Here is a 16356-nt window from a genome sequence, read left to right on the forward strand (position 1 = left end):
TCGTTATAACCGGCGGTTCCTGGCGCCGGGATCACATCTTCAGACAGGGCCGCTGTGACCGGCTTACGAGAGCGCGCCAAGCACGCCGCGGGTGGCCTGGTCGATCTCCTCGACGTAGCGGCGGCGGGCGAAGGATTCGGTGAGGAAGCCGATCACCTTGCGGCTGTTCTCGGATTCCAGCACCGCAAGCACCTCGGCCCCCTCATCGTCGAAGATCTTCATCGCGGTCTTGACATTCATTTCGGGCAGCAGCGCGACGTCAATATATTTGGCGAGCTCGACCACCTGGATATCGTCGGCGATCGAATCGAGCTCGCCGGAGAACAGGTCCGGCAGCGACACCAGCCCGCAATAATCGTCACTGTTGTTGACGACGACGATCGCCTGACGCGAGCCGAGCACGAATTCGCGCCGCGCAGCCGCGATCGTTGTGGAGGTCGGACATTTGGCGACGTCGGTGCGCATCAGGCGCTCGACAGTCAGGTTGCGCAGCCAGCCGACGTCGTTGGCGCTGCGGATAGTCTCGCCGCGCAGATGCAGGCGCCAGGTCGAGAACGAATGCCCGAACATGAAGCGGACGCAGATGCTGGTGACGATGCAGGCGGCCAGAACCACCGCGGTGACGTCGACATTGCGCGTCATCTCCAGCACCAGGAACGACATCGTCAAAGGGCCGCCGACGATCGCCACGCCGAGCGTGGCCATGCCGGTCAGCATCGCCACCACGGGATCGACGGCGAAGCTTGGGAAGATCATGGCCAACAGCGCGGCGAACAGCTTGCCGAGCAGACTGCCGATGAACAGCGAGGCGAAGAACAGACCGCCGCGGAAGCCCGAGGCCAGCGAGATCAGGCATGCTGCAAGCTTGAGCACGATGATGGTGGCGATGACGGTTGCCGCCATCTCGCGATGCAAATCGAGCAGCATCGCACCGTGACCGGCCGCCAGCACCTGCGGCGTCACGATCGCCATCGCGCCGACGCAGACGCCGCCGACCGCGGGCCTGAGCCAGATCGGGATGCGCACAAATAGCCGCTCTACCGCTGGCGAGGAGCGCATCACGATGATGCCGATACCGCTCACGAGCAGGGCCAGAACGATGAGGGCCAGATATTGTTCGAGCCCCACGGAGCCGACCTTCGCGACCTCCAGCGAATAAGGCGCGCCGGCGAGATATTGCGAGGTCAGCGCACCGGCCAGCGAGGCCGCCAGGATCGGCGCGGCACTGCCGACCGCATAGACACCGACGATCAGCTCGCAGGCGTAGAAGGCGCCCGTGATCGGCGCGCCGAATGCAGCGGCAATCGCGGCAGCCGCGCCACAGCCCACGATCAGCCGCAGGTCGTTGCGCCGGAGCGTCATATATTGTCCGAGCAGCGACGCCACGCCCGCGCCGATCTGGGTGTAGCCCGCTTCCAGTCCGACCGAAGCGCCGGAGCCGTTGGACACGAGCGTCTGCCCGGTCACCACCACGCTGTCGCGCATCGACAGACGGCCGCCGCGTAACGCATTGGCCTCGACCGGGTCGACCGCCGGTGCGAGCCGCCAGCGGCGGCGCAGCCATTCCATGATACCAAGCGCCAGCCCGCCCAATGTGGGCGCGATCAATGCAATCACCGGATTGATCCAGGAATTGGCGCTGAGGCGAACGTCGATCGGAATGCCGTAGATCGCGACATGCGCAAGCTGCGCCAGGAGGCTGATCACGGTTACGGTGATGCCGGTCACCACGCCGATCACAAGCGCCAGCGGGATCAGGTAGAATTCATTGCTGCGCAGCAGTGCGCGCAGCCTGGTCACAAGCCGGTTATGCCCCTTGCGATCGATGATGTGCGCGAATGTCGAGAGCACGAATAGCCATTTATTCCATGGACAGGCCTGTCTGTGGCCATAACCTGTCGTGTTGCAGCGGACAAGCGCCAACTCCCTTGCGAACTGCAGAGGTGGTTTACCGATCGCAAGCGGCGACCACCATCCGGACGGACTACGGCATCCGACACGGCATCACCATCTAAGATGCAGACCGCGCCGTCACCGCTACTTTGAATTGAACAAGAGCTTTGCTCGCACGCGATCCACATCAACACCGAAGGACGGGACCCGTTGCCTTGTCACACGAGCCCCGATCTGCCGGCCATCATCCCGGCCTGACACGGAATCCAATCTGTTCCCGGCCTCACACCATGGCGCAGCAAAGCCGTACCAGCATCGCGGCGCATCCCACATCCCGCTTTGGCCAGCATAAGCGCGCCCGTGCTGAGATACGGTTGAGGCACAGATATGTTCGCGTGCTCCACTGCACTGCACATCAACGTCGCCGCATCTGCAACATCGCAGAATGCTGCAGCAGATTCCTGGTCCGGCACGACAATTCGCTATTCACCCGACCGTTCACGTGAAGTAGGAGAATGCCAGGCTGGTATGCCAGGAACCAACCCGTCACCAGGACCGCCTTGCGAGGTGGCAGCAAGCCAACATCAACGCGGCAAGAGACCGCGCCAAAGCGGGAGGATGCATGTGCAGGATGTCGCGGCCTGATCAGGGGTCGGGCGACCCGCCGGCGCTTCGATTGGCAACGGGTTGCGACGCTCTGCAGACAAAATCTCCTCGATCCCCGTTGGCATCGTCAAGGCTCGGCCGCGCTGGGCCAAGCCGATCAGCACCAACGACAATCTTGCCGCCCAGTCAAAGGAGCCCACGGGCCGCGGATCGAACGTCGAAGCGCAGAAGAATGAAAGCAAAAAGGGAGGGATATGATGAGCTTAAGATGGGGAGTTGTGGCAACGCTCCTTGCAGCGGTGCCGCTCGCAGCCCAGGCAGCCGAACCGATCAAGCTTGGTATGGTGGTGCCACTGACCGGACCGATTGCCGATGCCGGCCGCTATGGCATGCAGGGAGCGAAACTCGCGGTTGAGGAGATCAACGCTGCAGGCGGGGTCCTGGGCCGGCCGATTGAGCTCATTATCGAGGATGATCAAACGCAAAATCCCACGACGGTGCTCGCCTTCACCAAGCTCGCTGACAACAAGGACATCATCGCTTTCCTGGGACCGACGCGCAGCACCCAGATCCAGGCTATTGCTCCGAGCGTGCTGCAGGCGGGACGACCGGTCATGATCGGCGGCACCGATCCGACCCTGACCAAATCCGGCAATCCCTGGTTCTTCCGCTTCCGCCCGAACGACACTTACACCGCGCGCGCGATGGCCGCTTTCGGTGTGGAGAAGCTCGGCAAGAAGAACTGGGCCATCGTGCACGCGACCGATGCCTTCGGTTCCAATGCCAAAGGCCTGTTCACGGACGCGCTCAAGGCGCGCGGCATCACGCCGGTCCTTACCGAAGGGCAGCCGAATAATTCGCCGGACTACACCGCCGTCGCGCTGTCGGTGAAGCAGTCAGGCGCCGACATCCTGGCCACGTTCATCACCTTCGAGCCCGACGTTGCGATCTTCGCCCGACAGCTGAAGCAGCTCGGGGTCAATCCGGTCTGGCTCGGCTCGCCCTCGATCACCACGACAACGGCGCGCAAACTCGGCGGCCCGACCTTGTTCGGGACCTATGCCGTGGCGGATTTCCACCCCGACGCCAATCCGGAAGCCAAGGCATTCGCGGCGAAATACACCGCCGCCTACAAGACCACGCCAGACTTCTTCGCGTCCTGGCCTTACGATGCGGTCCACGTTCTCGCAAAAGCCATCGGCGCCGCAGGCGACACCAGCCCGGAGAAAATCCGGCAGGCGCTGCTCGCCGTCAGGGACTACCACGGCGTGGAAGGCACCTATAATTTCGACGCCAACGGCGACGGCCTGCACGGCTACAACATCGTCAGGAACAACAATGGCGACATTGTCGTCGAGCAGCGTATCGACTTCAACGATTGAAAAAGAGGACACAATGAAGCGAATCCTGGTGCTGCAGGGCGCGAATATGTCGGCGCTCGGCAAGCGCGAGCCGGAGATCTATGGCATGACCACGGCCGCCGAGCTCGACGCCCTGATGCACAAGCATGCCGAGGAGCGCGGGCTGAAGCTGGAAATATTCTACACCCACCATGAGGGCGATGCGATCAGCCGCGTCTACCAGGCCGTCGAGGACGGCATCGAGGGCGTGCTCATCAATCCGGCAGGCTTTCTTCACGCCGGCTTCGCGTTGCGCGACTGTCTGCATGGCATCCGGCCACCCGTGGTAGAGGTCCACATGACCAACATCGACAAACGCGGCCGGCGATCGGTGACTGCCGAAGCCGCCCAGGGCGTGATCACGGGCTTCGGCATCCGCTCGTATCTGCACGGGCTGAACGTACTCGGCGAGTTGATCGACGATCGCAGAGCGAGTGTCGCGACTTGATCGGCGCGGAACTTTGAGGAAAGGAAGAGCATGATGTTGCGACGGGATCTCTTGGCCGCCATGGCCGGACTTGGGGCGGCCGGACTCGGAGCGGCCGGGATTGGCGGCTCGGCGTTTGCGGCGGAGCCCGCCGCCATACCGACCATCCCGGGGCCCGATCCGGACACCAGAACGCCGAGCTACAGGGCGCCCGCGGGCAGCGTCGATACGCACACTCATATCTTCGGCCCGGCTGCGCTCTACCCCTTTGCACCGAAGCGCCCCTACTCGCCGCCGGATGCGCCGCTTGAGATGTTTCGCGCGCTCCATCAGAAGATCGGCATCGATCGCGCGGTGATCGTCAACGCCACCGTGCACGGTACCGACAATCGCGTGGTCACCGACGCCATCGCCCAAAGCGACGGCAAGTACAAAGGCGTCGCCAACATCAACAACGAGATGTCCGACACCGATCTCGCAGCGCTCGACAAAGCCGGCATTTGTGGCTGCCGCTTCGCCTTCCTGCGCCGCCTCGGGGGCGTCGGCGACATGAAGCTGTTTCGAACCCTGGTCGACCGTGTCGCCGCAATCGGCTGGCATGTCGACATCTATCTCGAAGCCGGCACCATCCAGGAGTTCGTTCCGATCCTCAAATCGCTGCCGGTCACCTATGTGATCGATCACATGGGCACGATCAGCGCCGCCAAGGGACTGGACGACCCCGAGTTCAAGGCGCTGCTCGACCTGCAGGCGAGCGACGAGAGGTGCTGGGTCAAGATCACGGGCCCTGAGCGTGCGTCAGCTTCCGGCCCCCCGTTCCACGACGCCGTCCCCTTTGCCAAGCGCCTGATCGATAACGCGCCGGACCGCGTCATCTGGGGCACTGACTGGCCGCATCCCAACGTGAAATTCATGCCGAACGATGCCGATCTGGTCGACCTGATCCCGCTCTACGCGCCGGACGCCGAAATTCAGCACAAGCTGTTGGTGCAAAATCCCGAACGGCTGTTCAAGTTCGCCCCTCACGCCAATGACAAGGGGTGAGATCGCGCGCTGCGCTCGGAAGCGCGATGGCGGCTCCAGCTCGACATTCCAGAAACGACAGGACTTCTGATGACCACATCGACCTTGGCCGCCCCGAGCAAGAGCGGATCGCGCCGCGCCTGGTGGAAGGAGCTTTGGGTGCAGGTGCTGATCGCGATGGCCGCAGGCATCGTGCTTGGCGCCGTCCGGCCCGAGCTCGGCGCTCAGATGCAGCCGCTGGGCGATGCCTTCATCAAGGCGATCCGGATGCTGATCGCGCCGATCATCTTTTGCACCGTGGTCAACGGCATCGCCCATATGGCCGACATGGCCAAGGTCGGGCGCGTCGCGATCAAGGCGCTGATCTATTTCGAGGTCATCACCACCTTCGCGCTGATCATCGGGCTTGCCGCGGTCAATATCTGGCAGCCGGGCGCCGGCATGAATGTCGATCCGGCCTCGATCAATGCCAGCGTAGTCGAGCCCTATGTAAAACAGACGGCAGCGGTCGGCCTGGTGCCGTTCCTGCTCAACATCATTCCCCAGACCTTTATCGGCGCCTTCGCCGAGGGCAACATCCTGCAGGTGCTGTTCATCGCCGTGCTCTGCGGCTTCGCGCTGATCTGGCTCGGCGAGCGCGCCAAGACCGTCACCGATGTGATCGACGTCGGCGGCCAAATGATCTTCGGCGTGGTCCGCATCGTGATGTGGGCGGCCCCGCTCGGCGCCTTCGGCGCGATCGCCTTCACAGTCGGCAAGTTCGGGCTCGGCTCATTATCCTCGCTCGGCCGCCTGCTCGGCGGCTTTTACGTCACCTGCGTCATCTTCATCGCGATCGTGCTCGGGCCGATCGCGGCGCTGTCCGGCTTCAGCCTGTGGAAGCTGATCCGCTATATCAGGGACGAGATCCTGGTCTGCATCGCCACCACATCATCAGAGACCGTATTGCCGCGCATGCTCGCCAAGATGGAGGCGCTGGGCTGCGAGCGCAGCATCGTCGGGCTGGTCATCCCCACCGGCTACTCATTCAATCTCGACGGCACCTGTCTCTATCTCGCGACGGCCGCGGTGTTTCTGGCGCAGGCTACGAACACCCATCTCGACATCGAGCACCAAATCGGTCTCCTGATCATCCTGCTGGTGACCTCGAAGGGCGCGGCCGGCATTGCCGGCGCGGCCTTTGTCGTGCTGGCCGCCACGCTCGCCGCAACCGGCACGATCCCGGTCGCCAGCGTCGCGCTGGTGCTCGGCATCCACCGGCTGATGTCGCAAGGCCTGACCCCGACCAATCTGATCGGCAACGCGGTCGCCACCGTCGTCATCGCCCGTTGGGAGAATGCGCTCGATACCGAGCGGATGAAGCGGGTGCTGGATGCCGGACAGGCCGGCGACATCACGGCCTGACGATCAAAATTTTAACAATCAAAAAACTCAGGGAACGCCACATGACACGAGATTCACGACGATGCGCGCCTGCAGCCGGCCTGGCGCTCGTGCTCCTGATGAGCGCCCTCGTCCCGGTTCAGGCCGGCGGCGACGATCCCGCCCACATCCTGGCGCCGACCGGCAAGCTGCGCGCCGCGCTATATCCGGGCACGCCGACGTCGATCCTGCCCGACCCCGGCGGCCAGCCGCGCGGCGTCGGCTACGAGATCGGCAAGGCGCTCGCGGACAAACTTCATGTCCCCTATGAGCCCGTCGTCTACGCCAAGAATGCCGAGGTGCTGGAGGCCGTGAAGACCGGCGCGGCCGACGTCGCCTTCACCAACGCCTCGCCTGCGCGCGCCAAGCTGATGGATTTCGCACCGGTCTACCTGCGTATCGAGCTCGGCTATCTGGTGCCGGACGGCTCTGGCCTCAAGGATGTCGGCGAGATCGATGCGGCCGACCGCAAGGTCGGCGTCACCAGCGGCAGCTCGTCGGATGCGGAGCTCAGCCGCGATCTGAAGAACGCCACCGTGGTGCGCATCCCGACCATCAAGGACGCGATCGAACAATTGTCGACCCACCAGATCGACGCCTTTGCCACCAACAAGGCGACGCTGTTCGAGATGGCCGAGAAGCTGCCGGGCTCGCGCGTGCTCGATGGCCGCTGGGGCGAGGAGCGACACGCGATCGCGATCCCGAAGGGCCGTGACGCCGGCCTCGACTTCCTGCGCGATTTTACCGCCGATATCACATCATCCGGTCTGGTCGATGCGGCCGCGGCGCGTGCCGGGCTGAAGGGCATCATCGCCTCCGAAAAATAATATGGGATCGTGTCGGCCGAGGCGCCTTCCGAACTGACAATCATTATCAGGCGTGGGCCATGCCATTGCTGCAATGATGCAGATCAATCGGCGCATGAAACAAAATTAATATCAATGCGCTTGGCCAAGCCTTCATCAATCGCTAATTCAATAAAGCACGGAGCCGACGCGCATCTCTTGTCGTAACTAACAGTTACAAATAGCTACAAATAGAAACGGCTGACACAAGCAGAAACGGGAGGGTCTACGCGCAGGGCGCGCGTTTGCCGCTGAATTGGCGGCGATCATTCCGGAGACGACGATGAACAAGCAATTGCTTCTCAAACTGCACCGCTGGATCAGCCTGACTTTCGCGATGCCGCTGCTCCTGATCATCGTGACCGGCTTGATTCTGGCATTCGAACCGATGGTCCAGGTTGCTTCCGTCAAGCCGCAGACGGTCGACGCAGCCCGCGTGATCGAGCTGATCAAGCAGTACGATCCCGACGGCAAGGCGCGCGGCATCACGATCAATGCCTCGACCCAGCGTCTGACGTTGCAGGGCGCTCCCGGCGCCGAGATCGACCTGACCACCGGCGCCACGACCTCGCAACCCGCGCTATCAAGCCTGTTCATGTGGGCGCGCATGACGCATGAGCATCTGATTGCGATGTCCTGGCTCGTGATCGCCTCCACGGTTGCGATGACCCTGGTGATGCTGATCGGCGTCCTGATGGGACTGCCGCGGCTGCGCAATACGCTGTCCGGCTGGCACAAGGGCATGGCCTGGTTCACCCTGCCGCTGATCCTGCTGAGCCCGCTGACAGGGCTGTGCATGGCGTTCGGGCTGACTTTCCAGAGCGGCAGCACGGCAGCGCCCGGCCAGCGCATCTCGCTGCCCGAGGCGGTTACCATCCTCGCCAAGGATCACGATCTCGCGGCGGTCAGTTCGATCGGCAATCGCGGCGGTCGGATCATGGCGCGTATCTTCGAGGGCGATGAGTTGCGCGCCTATGCCGTCTCTGCCAACGGCCTGACGGCGCTGCCGCGCAATTGGCCGCGGCTGTTGCACGAAGGCAATTGGTCGCTGCTCGGCAGCGCCGCCAACGTGGTGATCTCGCTGGGCCTGCTCGGCCTGCTCGTCAGCGGTGTCCTGATCTGGAGTCGTCGCCGGCTGCGCCGCCCAAATCGTCAGCACGGCCTGCGCGCAAAGCCGGCGATCGCATCTTCCGTCACCTCTTAGGAGCAGCATAGGCGCAACGCTCCGGGCGAGCACGGATGCGCTGGTCTTGCGAATCGGTCATGAGTTCAGCGCGGGCGCCTGTTGCGTCGCGTCCGGGTCACGCGCGCACGCGGCTTGCGATCAGCCGCTCCATAGGCCGCAAGGAAGACCTTGATGCCGCCATCGACCAGCGCGCGATATTCGGCCGGACTCGGCGACTGCATCGACAGCGACCATTTCAGAATCAACCGACCCTGGATCAGCGACAGAAACTGCATGGCGGCAAGCGCCATGTTCGGAATGCGCAACAGCCCCTGCGCCTGCGCGGCGCGCAGAAACGCCGCAACCTCGGCATCGCAGCGGTCCGGGCCGATCTTCATGAAGGCATCGGCAATCGCGGGATATCGCGACGCGCATGACATGATCAGCCGATGCATCGCGAGGCCCTTTTGATCCATGAAAAAGGACAGGAAGCTCCGCGCGATCGCCCGCAGCTCCTTCTCCAGCTCGATCGGGCCATCATGCGGCACCCACAAGGGCCCGCCGAAATTCCGGCCCTCGTCCTCCACCAGCGCGAGCAGCAATGTCTCCTTATCCTGGAAATGAGAATAGAGCGTCGCCTTCGACACGCGCGCGTGGCGCGCGATCGCATCGACGCTGGTCGGATCGAATCCCTGTGCGAGAAACAGCGCGCGCGCACTGTCGAGAATCTGGCTGTGCTTGCGCTCCGCACGCGTCGTCTCGATGGTATCGGGCTCGTTCGCGCCCCGTCGAGACGCTCTTAGTTGGACTTCGGATGTGGGCATGTTGCTCATGGCAGCGTTGTGACTTGACTTCATTTAGGCCGCAAAGCATGTTGCCGCAACAGAAACAGAACGGTTTAGTTTTATGACTGCTCCGCCTCACCCCTCCGTCGGACCACGCGCGGCCGATGCGCTGCGAATCTGCGGCCGCTCGGCAGGGGTCCTGCTGCCCGGAATGGTGCTGGCATCGTGCGCGCTCGGCCCGGATTTCGTCGCGCCCGCGGCGCCCGACGTCACCGGCTATGTCAGCGAACACCGCCTGCCGACGACGGCGAGCGCGGCGACCCCCGGCGGCAACGCGCAGGGCTTTGCGCCCGGCGCCGATCTGCCCGGTTATTGGTGGACATTGTTTCGCTCGCGGCAGATCAACGCCTTCGTCGAGGAAGCGATTCGCAATCATCCCGATGTTCGGGCCGCCCAGTTTGCGCTCCGCGCAGCGCGCGAAAACGCACTGTCCCAGCAGGGATCATTGTTTCCGCAGATTTCCGCGACCGGATCGGCGGAGCGCGAGCAGGTCTCCACCACGCAGTCCGGGCAGTGGCCGGGACAGACCTCGGTCTACACGCTCTACGGGGCCTCGGTCAGCGTGTCCTACGCGCTCGACCTGTGGGGCGGCACGCGACGGCAGGTCGAGGCGCTGCAGGCGCAGGCCGACTATCAGGCGTTCACCCTCGAGGCGACCTATCTGTCGCTGACCGCCAATGTGGTGACGGCTGCGATCTCAGACGCATCGCTGCGCGATCAGATCGCCGCGACAGAGGAAATCATCAAGGCCGAGACCGATCAGCTGAGCCGCATTCAGCGCCAGTTCGACGTCGGCGCGGTGACCAAGGCGGACGTGCTGTCACAGGAATCCACGCTGGCGCAGGCCAAGGCCACCTTGGCGCCGCTGCAGAAACAACTGGCGCAACAGCGCAACCAGCTGATGGCCTACCTCGGCCGGCTGCCGAGCCAGGACCGCGGCGAGCACGTCACCCTCGCCGAATTGCGACTGCCTGGCCGGCTTCCGGTTTCGCTGCCCTCCTCACTGGTGCGGCAGCGCCCGGACATCCGCCAGGCCGAATCGACCCTGCACAAGGCCACCGCCACGGTCGGCGTTGGGGTCGCTGACCTGTTGCCGCAGGTCACGCTGTCGGGCAGCTATGGTGCCTCCGGCCCGGAGCGGCTGTTCACCCCCACCACGCTCGTCTGGGACGCGGCTTCGAGCGTCACGCAGAAACTGTTTGACGGCGGCACGCTCTATCACACCAAGGAAGCCGACGTCGCAACCTTCGAGCAGGACCTGTCGCTGTACAAGAGCACGGTGATCACGGCGTTCCAGAACGTCGCCGATTCCTTGCGCGCCATTCAATATGACGCCGAAGCGCTGAAGGCCGACGCCGCGGCCGAGAAGGCCACCGCCGACAGCCTCGCAATGTCGATCGAGCAGTTCAGGACCGGTGCGATCCCCTACGCGACCGTGATCACTGCCCAGCAGAACTATCTCAACGCGCGCGTGACCCGGATCAAGGCGCAGGCGACGCGCTTCACCGACAGCGCCGCCTTGTTCCAGTCGCTTGGCGGCGGCTGGTGGAAGCGCAACGACCAGACGCCTGATGCGCTGCCGCGCGCCAACCCCGGCTATTTCTCAGGTCCCGACCACAACTCCCAGGAAGCAATGCCATGATCAAACGCATGACAATCATGCTCGCCGTGATGGGCATCTTGTTCGGCGGCCTCTACGGCTTCCAGGTCTTCAAGGGCGTGATGATCAAGAAGGCGATCGGTGCCATGGCCAACCCGCCGCAAACCGTCTCGACCGTTACCGCGGAGACCGCGCCCTGGCAGTCGTCGCTGACCGCGGTCGGCTCGCTGCGCGCGGTCAACGGCGCCGATCTGGCGCTGCAGGCCTCCGGGATCGTGCAGAACATCCAGTTCACCTCGGGCGATACGGTCCCGGCAGGCCAGCCGCTGTTGCAGCTCGTCGCCACCGACGATATCGCCAAGCTGCAGTCGCTGCAGGCCACTGCGGAGAACTACGCGATCGTGCTCAAGCGCGACGAGGAGCAGATCAAATTCAATGCCGTCAGTCAGGCGACGCTGGACAGCGACAAGGCCAATCTAAAGAACGCCCAGGCGCTGGTCGAGCAGCAGAAAGCGATCGTCGAGCAGAAGACGCTGAAGGCGCCGTTCGCGGGCCGGCTCGGCATTCGCGCCGTCGATCTCGGACAATATCTGAGCGCCGGCACCAGCATCGTCACCCTGCAGAGCCTCGACCCGATCTATGTCGATTTCTATCTGCCGCAACAGGCGCTCGAGGTAATCAAGATCGGCCAGGACATGACGACGACGGTCGATGCGTTTCCCGGCGAACGCTTCACCGGGCAGATCAGCGCCATCAACTCAAAAGTGGATTCGTCCAGCCGCAACGTTCAGGTGCGCGCCACTTTGCGCAACAATCCGGCCCGCCTGCTCCCCGGCATGTTCGCCAAGGTCGAGATCGCCGTCGGCAAGCCGGAGCAGCTCGTCACCGTGCCGTTGACGGCTGTCGTCAACAACCCCTACGGCGACCTGATCTATGTCGTCGACAACCTCAAGGACGGCCAAGGCACCGCGCGGCAGATGTTCGTCAAGACCAAGCCGGCCAAGGGCGACCACATCGTGGTGACCGAAGGCGTCAAGCAGGGCGAGACGGTGGTGATTGCGGGCCAGCTCAAGCTGCGCAACGGCAGCCCTGTCAAGATCGACAATTCGCATGTACCGGTCGCCGAGGCCGCGCCTGATATCGTCGACCAATGACCCCAGCAGTCTCGTCAGCGGTGAATTGAGAGCAAGCTCCCATGCGCTTTACCGACATCTTCATCCGCCGGCCGGTGCTGGCGCTCGTGGTCAGCGCCCTGATCGTCGTGCTCGGGCTGCGCTCGATGACCACGCTGTCGATCCTGCAATATCCGCGCACCCAGAACGCCATTGTCACGGTGTCGACCACCTATGCCGGCGCCGATTCCGACATCATCGCCGGCTTCATCACCACGCCGCTGGAGAACGCAATCGCGCAGGCCAACGGCATCGACTACATGACCTCGACCAGCGTGACCGGCACCAGCACCATCACCGTGAACCTGCGGCTGAACTACGATTCCGGCAAGGCGATGACCGAGATCAACGCCAAGGTGAACTCGGTGCTCAACCAGCTTCCCTCGGGCACGCAGCAGCCGACATTGACTTTGAAGGTCGGCCAGACCATCGACGCGATGTATATCGGCTTCGCCAGCGACGTGCTGGCGCCCAACCAGGTCACCGACTATCTGACGCGCGTGGTGCAGCCCAAGCTGCAAGCGGTGGCGGGCGTGCAGACTGCCGAGCTGCTCGGGGCCAAGAAATTCGCGTTGCGCGCCTGGCTCGATCCGGCCAAGCTCGCCGCCTACGGCCTGACTGCGAGCGATGTCTCGACCGCACTGTCCGGCAACGACTACATCTCCGGCCTGGGCACGACGCGCGGCCGGCTGGTGCAGGTCGACCTTGCTGCAGCGACCAACCTGCACTCGCTGGAGCAATACCGCAATCTGGTCGTCAAACAGGTCAATGGCGCGATCATCCGCCTTCAGGACGTCGCGCGCGTGACGCTCGGCAATGACGATTATGACTCCGCCACCCGCTTCAACGGCAAGACCGCGGTCTATATCGGCATCCAGGTGGCGCCGACCGCCAACCTGCTCGACGTCGTCAACGGCGTGAAGGCCGTATTTCCGGACCTGCAGAAGCAGCTGCCGAACGGCATCAACAGCGAGATCATCTACGATTCCACGGACTTCGTGAACTCTTCGATCAGCGAGGTCGTCCACACGCTCGCGGAGGCGATCGGCATCGTCATCGTCGTGGTCTTCATGTTCCTCGGCTCCTGGCGCTCGGTGCTGATCCCGATAATTGCGATCCCGCTGTCATTGATCGGCACCTTCGCATTGATGCTGCTGATGGGCTTCTCCATCAACCTGCTCACGCTGCTCGCTCTGGTGCTCGCGATCGGCCTGGTCGTCGATGACGCCATCATCGTGGTGGAAAGCGTGCATCGCCTGATCGACGAGGGCGAAACACCCATTGAGGCCGCGATCCAGTCGGCCCGTGCGCTCGCAAGCCCGATCATCGCCATGACCGTGGTACTGATCGCCGTCTATGTCCCTGTCGGCTTCCAGGGCGGCCTGACCGGCGCCCTCTTCACCGAATTCGCCTTCACCCTGGCCGGCGCGGTGACGGTCTCGGCGGTGATTGCGCTGACGCTGTCGCCGATGAACTGCGCCTGGCTGTTGCGGCGAACCGAGCGCGACGCCACCAATCTCGAGGCTCGGCTGGTGCGGGCAATCGATCACGTGCTGGAATGGCTGGCCGACGCCTACCGCCGCAAACTCGAGGCGATTTTTCGGATGAAGCCCGTGGTGGCGGTGTTTGCCCTGCTGCTGCTCGCCATGATCCCCTGGCTCTATTCGAGCTCGACCAGCGAGCTCGCGCCTGACGAGGATCAGGGCGTCGTGCTGTCGCTGACCTACGCCTCGCCTTCGGCGACGCTCGAGCAGCGCCTGTTCTACGATCAGCAGGTCTACGACCTTGTGGCCCACCGCCCGGAAACCAAGACCGTGTTCCAGATCGACACCGCGACCCAGGTGATCGGCGGCTGGGTGCTCAAACCATGGGATCAGCGCAGCGCCACCACCAAGACCCTGCAGCCGGAATTCCAGCAGATGCTGAATACCATCGCCGGCACCCGCTCGGTCGCGTTCCAGCCTGCGCCCCTGCCGGGCAGCAACGGCCTGCCGATCCAGTTCGTGATCGGCACCACCGGCTCGTTCAACGAGCTCAACGAGGTCGCGCGCGATTTCATGGCCAAGGCGCTGGCAAGCGGCCAGTTCATCTTCCTCGACAACGACCTGAAGATCGACAAGCCGCAGACCACTGTCGTGTTCGACCGCGAGAAGGCCGCCGATCTCGGCCTGAAGATGAGCGATCTCGGCGGCTCGCTCGCCACCATGCTCGGCGGCAATTACATCGACTATTTCAGCCTGGACGGCCGCTCCTACAAAGTGATCGCGCAGGTGAAGCAGAACGACCGTCTCACCACCGAGCAGCTGCTCAATTACTACATCCGCGCCAGCGACAACACCATGGTGCCGCTCTCCACCGTCGCGCGGCTCGAGCACAAGACCATTCCGGAATCGTTGAACCACTTCCAGCAGATCAACGCGGCGACGATCTCGGGCGTTGCGATGCCGGGGGTGGCGATGGGCGATGCGCTGGCGACCTTGAAGGATCTGGCGAAGTCGCTGCCGGCGGGCTACTCGATCGACTACGGCGGCGCCTCGCGGCAGCTCGAGCAGGAGTCCGGCGGCTTCGTCACCACCTTCGTGTTCGCGCTGATCATCATCTTCCTGGCGCTGGCTGCGCTGTTCAACAGCTTCGTCGATCCCGTGATCATCCTGGTCTCGGTGCCGATGTCGCTCGCCGGCGCGCTGATCTTCATCAGCCTCGGCATCGGCGGCGCCAGCATCAACATCTACACACAGGTCGGCTTGGTGACGCTGATGGGCCTGGTCAGCAAGCACGGCATCCTGATGGTCGAGGTTGCCAACGAGCTCCGCGCGGCGGGCAAGGACCGCACCCAAGCCATCATCGAGGCCGCGGCGATCCGGCTGCGGCCGATCCTGATGACGACGGCCGCGATGGTGCTCGGCGTCATCCCGCTGATCACGGCAACCGGGGCCGGCGCGGTGTCGCGCTACAATATGGGCTTGGTGATCGCGACAGGGCTCGCCATCGGCACCCTGTTCACGCTGTTCGTGGTGCCGGTGGCCTACGCCCTGATCGCCCATCGCGGCGCGCACGAGGCGCACGCGTCCGAGGCCGTACCAGCCGGTGCAGCGCATTGAACGACAGTCGCTCAGGTAGCCAACCAACAAAGGGGCGCCAGCGGCGCCCTTTTTATTTGCAATAAATTCAATGGCTTATAGCGGCTTCCTGCAAATCCCCCTTCGTCGTATTGACAAACGAAATACGATAACGATATATCGTTTGTACTAAACGGAGATCATATCATATGAGACATCACCATCATTGGGGCTTCGGACGCGGCCGGCATGACGAGCCCGACGACAGAGGCTGGGAGCACCGCGGCTGGCACGGACGCGGGCGCGGTTGCGACGAGACTGCCGAGGACGTTGGCGTCGATGTGCGCCTTGGCGGGCGCGGCCCCGGCTCCGGCCGACATCGCGGTCCCGGATTCTTCGGTCGCGGCGGGCGCGGTCCGCGCGAGGAATTCGGCCGCGGCGGCGGACGCTTTTTCGGACCGGGCGACTTGCGCGCCCTGCTGCTCTGGCTGATCGGCCAGAAGCCGCGCCACGGCTACGACCTGATCAAGGCGGTCGAGCAGCTGGTCGGCGGCGCCTATTCGCCCAGTCCCGGATCCGTCTATCCGATCCTCAGCCTGCTCGAAGACATCGGTCAGATCGAAGCCACATCGAGCGAAGGCGGCAAGAAGCTGTTCGCGATCACGGATGCCGGCCGGCAGGTCCTGAAGGACGAGGCGGCCGCGATCGAAGGCCTGTTGAGCCGCTTGCGCATCATGGCGCGGACCATGGGCGGCATGCGGCCGCCGGAAGCGGTGTTTCAGGCCATGCAGACCTTGAAGATGGCGCTCGCCTTCCACGCAGCCGGGTGGAGCGAGGACGAGACTTGGCGGGTCAGCCACATCCTCAACCGCGCCCTCGCCGAGATCGAAGGCGACGCG

12 protein-coding genes are annotated in these 16356 nt (G+C 63.8%); 10 read left to right on the forward strand and 2 right to left on the reverse strand.

Features of this window, described 5'->3' with window-relative positions; genetic code table 11:
- Positions 1-63: 63 nt before the first annotated feature.
- Positions 64-1851: a chloride channel protein gene (locus tag BRAS3843_RS20895; RefSeq protein ID WP_008971019.1), complete on the reverse strand. Its 1788-nt coding sequence runs from the start codon at positions 1849-1851 to the stop codon at positions 64-66.
- 905 nt (positions 1852-2756) lie between these two features.
- Between BRAS3843_RS20895 and BRAS3843_RS20900 the strand changes: the two genes are divergently transcribed.
- From BRAS3843_RS20900 to BRAS3843_RS20925, 6 genes are all read left to right on the forward strand, one after another.
- On the forward strand, positions 2757-3881 hold the full coding sequence (locus BRAS3843_RS20900; RefSeq protein WP_008971021.1) for an ABC transporter substrate-binding protein: 1125 nt from the start codon (positions 2757-2759) through the stop codon (positions 3879-3881).
- 13 nt (positions 3882-3894) lie between these two features.
- Positions 3895-4347 carry a type II 3-dehydroquinate dehydratase gene (locus tag BRAS3843_RS20905; protein ID WP_008971022.1) on the forward strand — a complete coding sequence of 151 codons (453 nt, stop codon included), beginning with the start codon at positions 3895-3897 and terminating at the stop codon, positions 4345-4347.
- Positions 4348-4380: 33 nt separating this feature from the next.
- Entirely contained in the window at positions 4381-5370 is a 990-nt protein-coding gene (locus BRAS3843_RS20910) for an amidohydrolase family protein (protein WP_008971023.1), read from the forward strand.
- A 69-nt stretch (positions 5371-5439) separates the two neighbouring features.
- Entirely contained in the window at positions 5440-6753 is a 1314-nt protein-coding gene (gene dctA / locus BRAS3843_RS20915; RefSeq protein WP_008971024.1) for a C4-dicarboxylate transporter DctA, read from the forward strand.
- Between the two features lie 41 nt (positions 6754-6794).
- On the forward strand, positions 6795-7598 hold the full coding sequence (locus BRAS3843_RS20920) for an ABC transporter substrate-binding protein (RefSeq protein ID WP_008971025.1): 804 nt from the start codon (positions 6795-6797) through the stop codon (positions 7596-7598).
- A gap of 301 nt (positions 7599-7899) precedes the next feature.
- Positions 7900-8820, forward strand: a complete 921-nt coding sequence (locus BRAS3843_RS20925) for a PepSY-associated TM helix domain-containing protein (protein ID WP_008971026.1) — start codon at positions 7900-7902, stop codon at positions 8818-8820.
- 65 nt (positions 8821-8885) lie between these two features.
- Here the strand turns inward: BRAS3843_RS20925 and BRAS3843_RS20930 are convergent, their stop codons facing one another.
- Entirely contained in the window at positions 8886-9605 is a 720-nt protein-coding gene (locus tag BRAS3843_RS20930; protein ID WP_139024936.1) for a TetR/AcrR family transcriptional regulator, read from the reverse strand.
- Between the two features lie 172 nt (positions 9606-9777).
- On the opposite strand from BRAS3843_RS20930, the gene BRAS3843_RS20935 reads away from it, so the two are divergent.
- The 4 genes from BRAS3843_RS20935 to BRAS3843_RS20950 all read left to right on the forward strand — a co-directional run.
- The gene (locus tag BRAS3843_RS20935) at positions 9778-11268 is read left to right on the forward strand and encodes an efflux transporter outer membrane subunit (protein ID WP_175361143.1); all 1491 of its coding nucleotides are present in this window, start codon (positions 9778-9780) and stop codon (positions 11266-11268) included.
- Complete coding sequence (locus BRAS3843_RS20940; protein ID WP_035982353.1) at positions 11265-12380, forward strand: efflux RND transporter periplasmic adaptor subunit; 1116 nt, start codon at positions 11265-11267, stop codon at positions 12378-12380. The genes BRAS3843_RS20935 and BRAS3843_RS20940 overlap by 4 nt, the downstream gene beginning before the upstream one ends.
- A gap of 41 nt (positions 12381-12421) precedes the next feature.
- Positions 12422-15499, forward strand: coding sequence for an efflux RND transporter permease subunit (locus tag BRAS3843_RS20945; protein WP_008971030.1), 3078 nt, complete (start codon positions 12422-12424; stop codon positions 15497-15499).
- Positions 15500-15666: 167 nt separating this feature from the next.
- A partial coding sequence (locus tag BRAS3843_RS20950) for a PadR family transcriptional regulator (protein WP_035982355.1) occupies positions 15667-16356 on the forward strand: 690 nt, incomplete at its 3' end.

The sequence above is a fragment of the Bradyrhizobium sp. STM 3843 genome (assembly GCF_000239815.1).
Classification (GTDB): Bacteria; Pseudomonadota; Alphaproteobacteria; order Rhizobiales; family Xanthobacteraceae; genus Bradyrhizobium.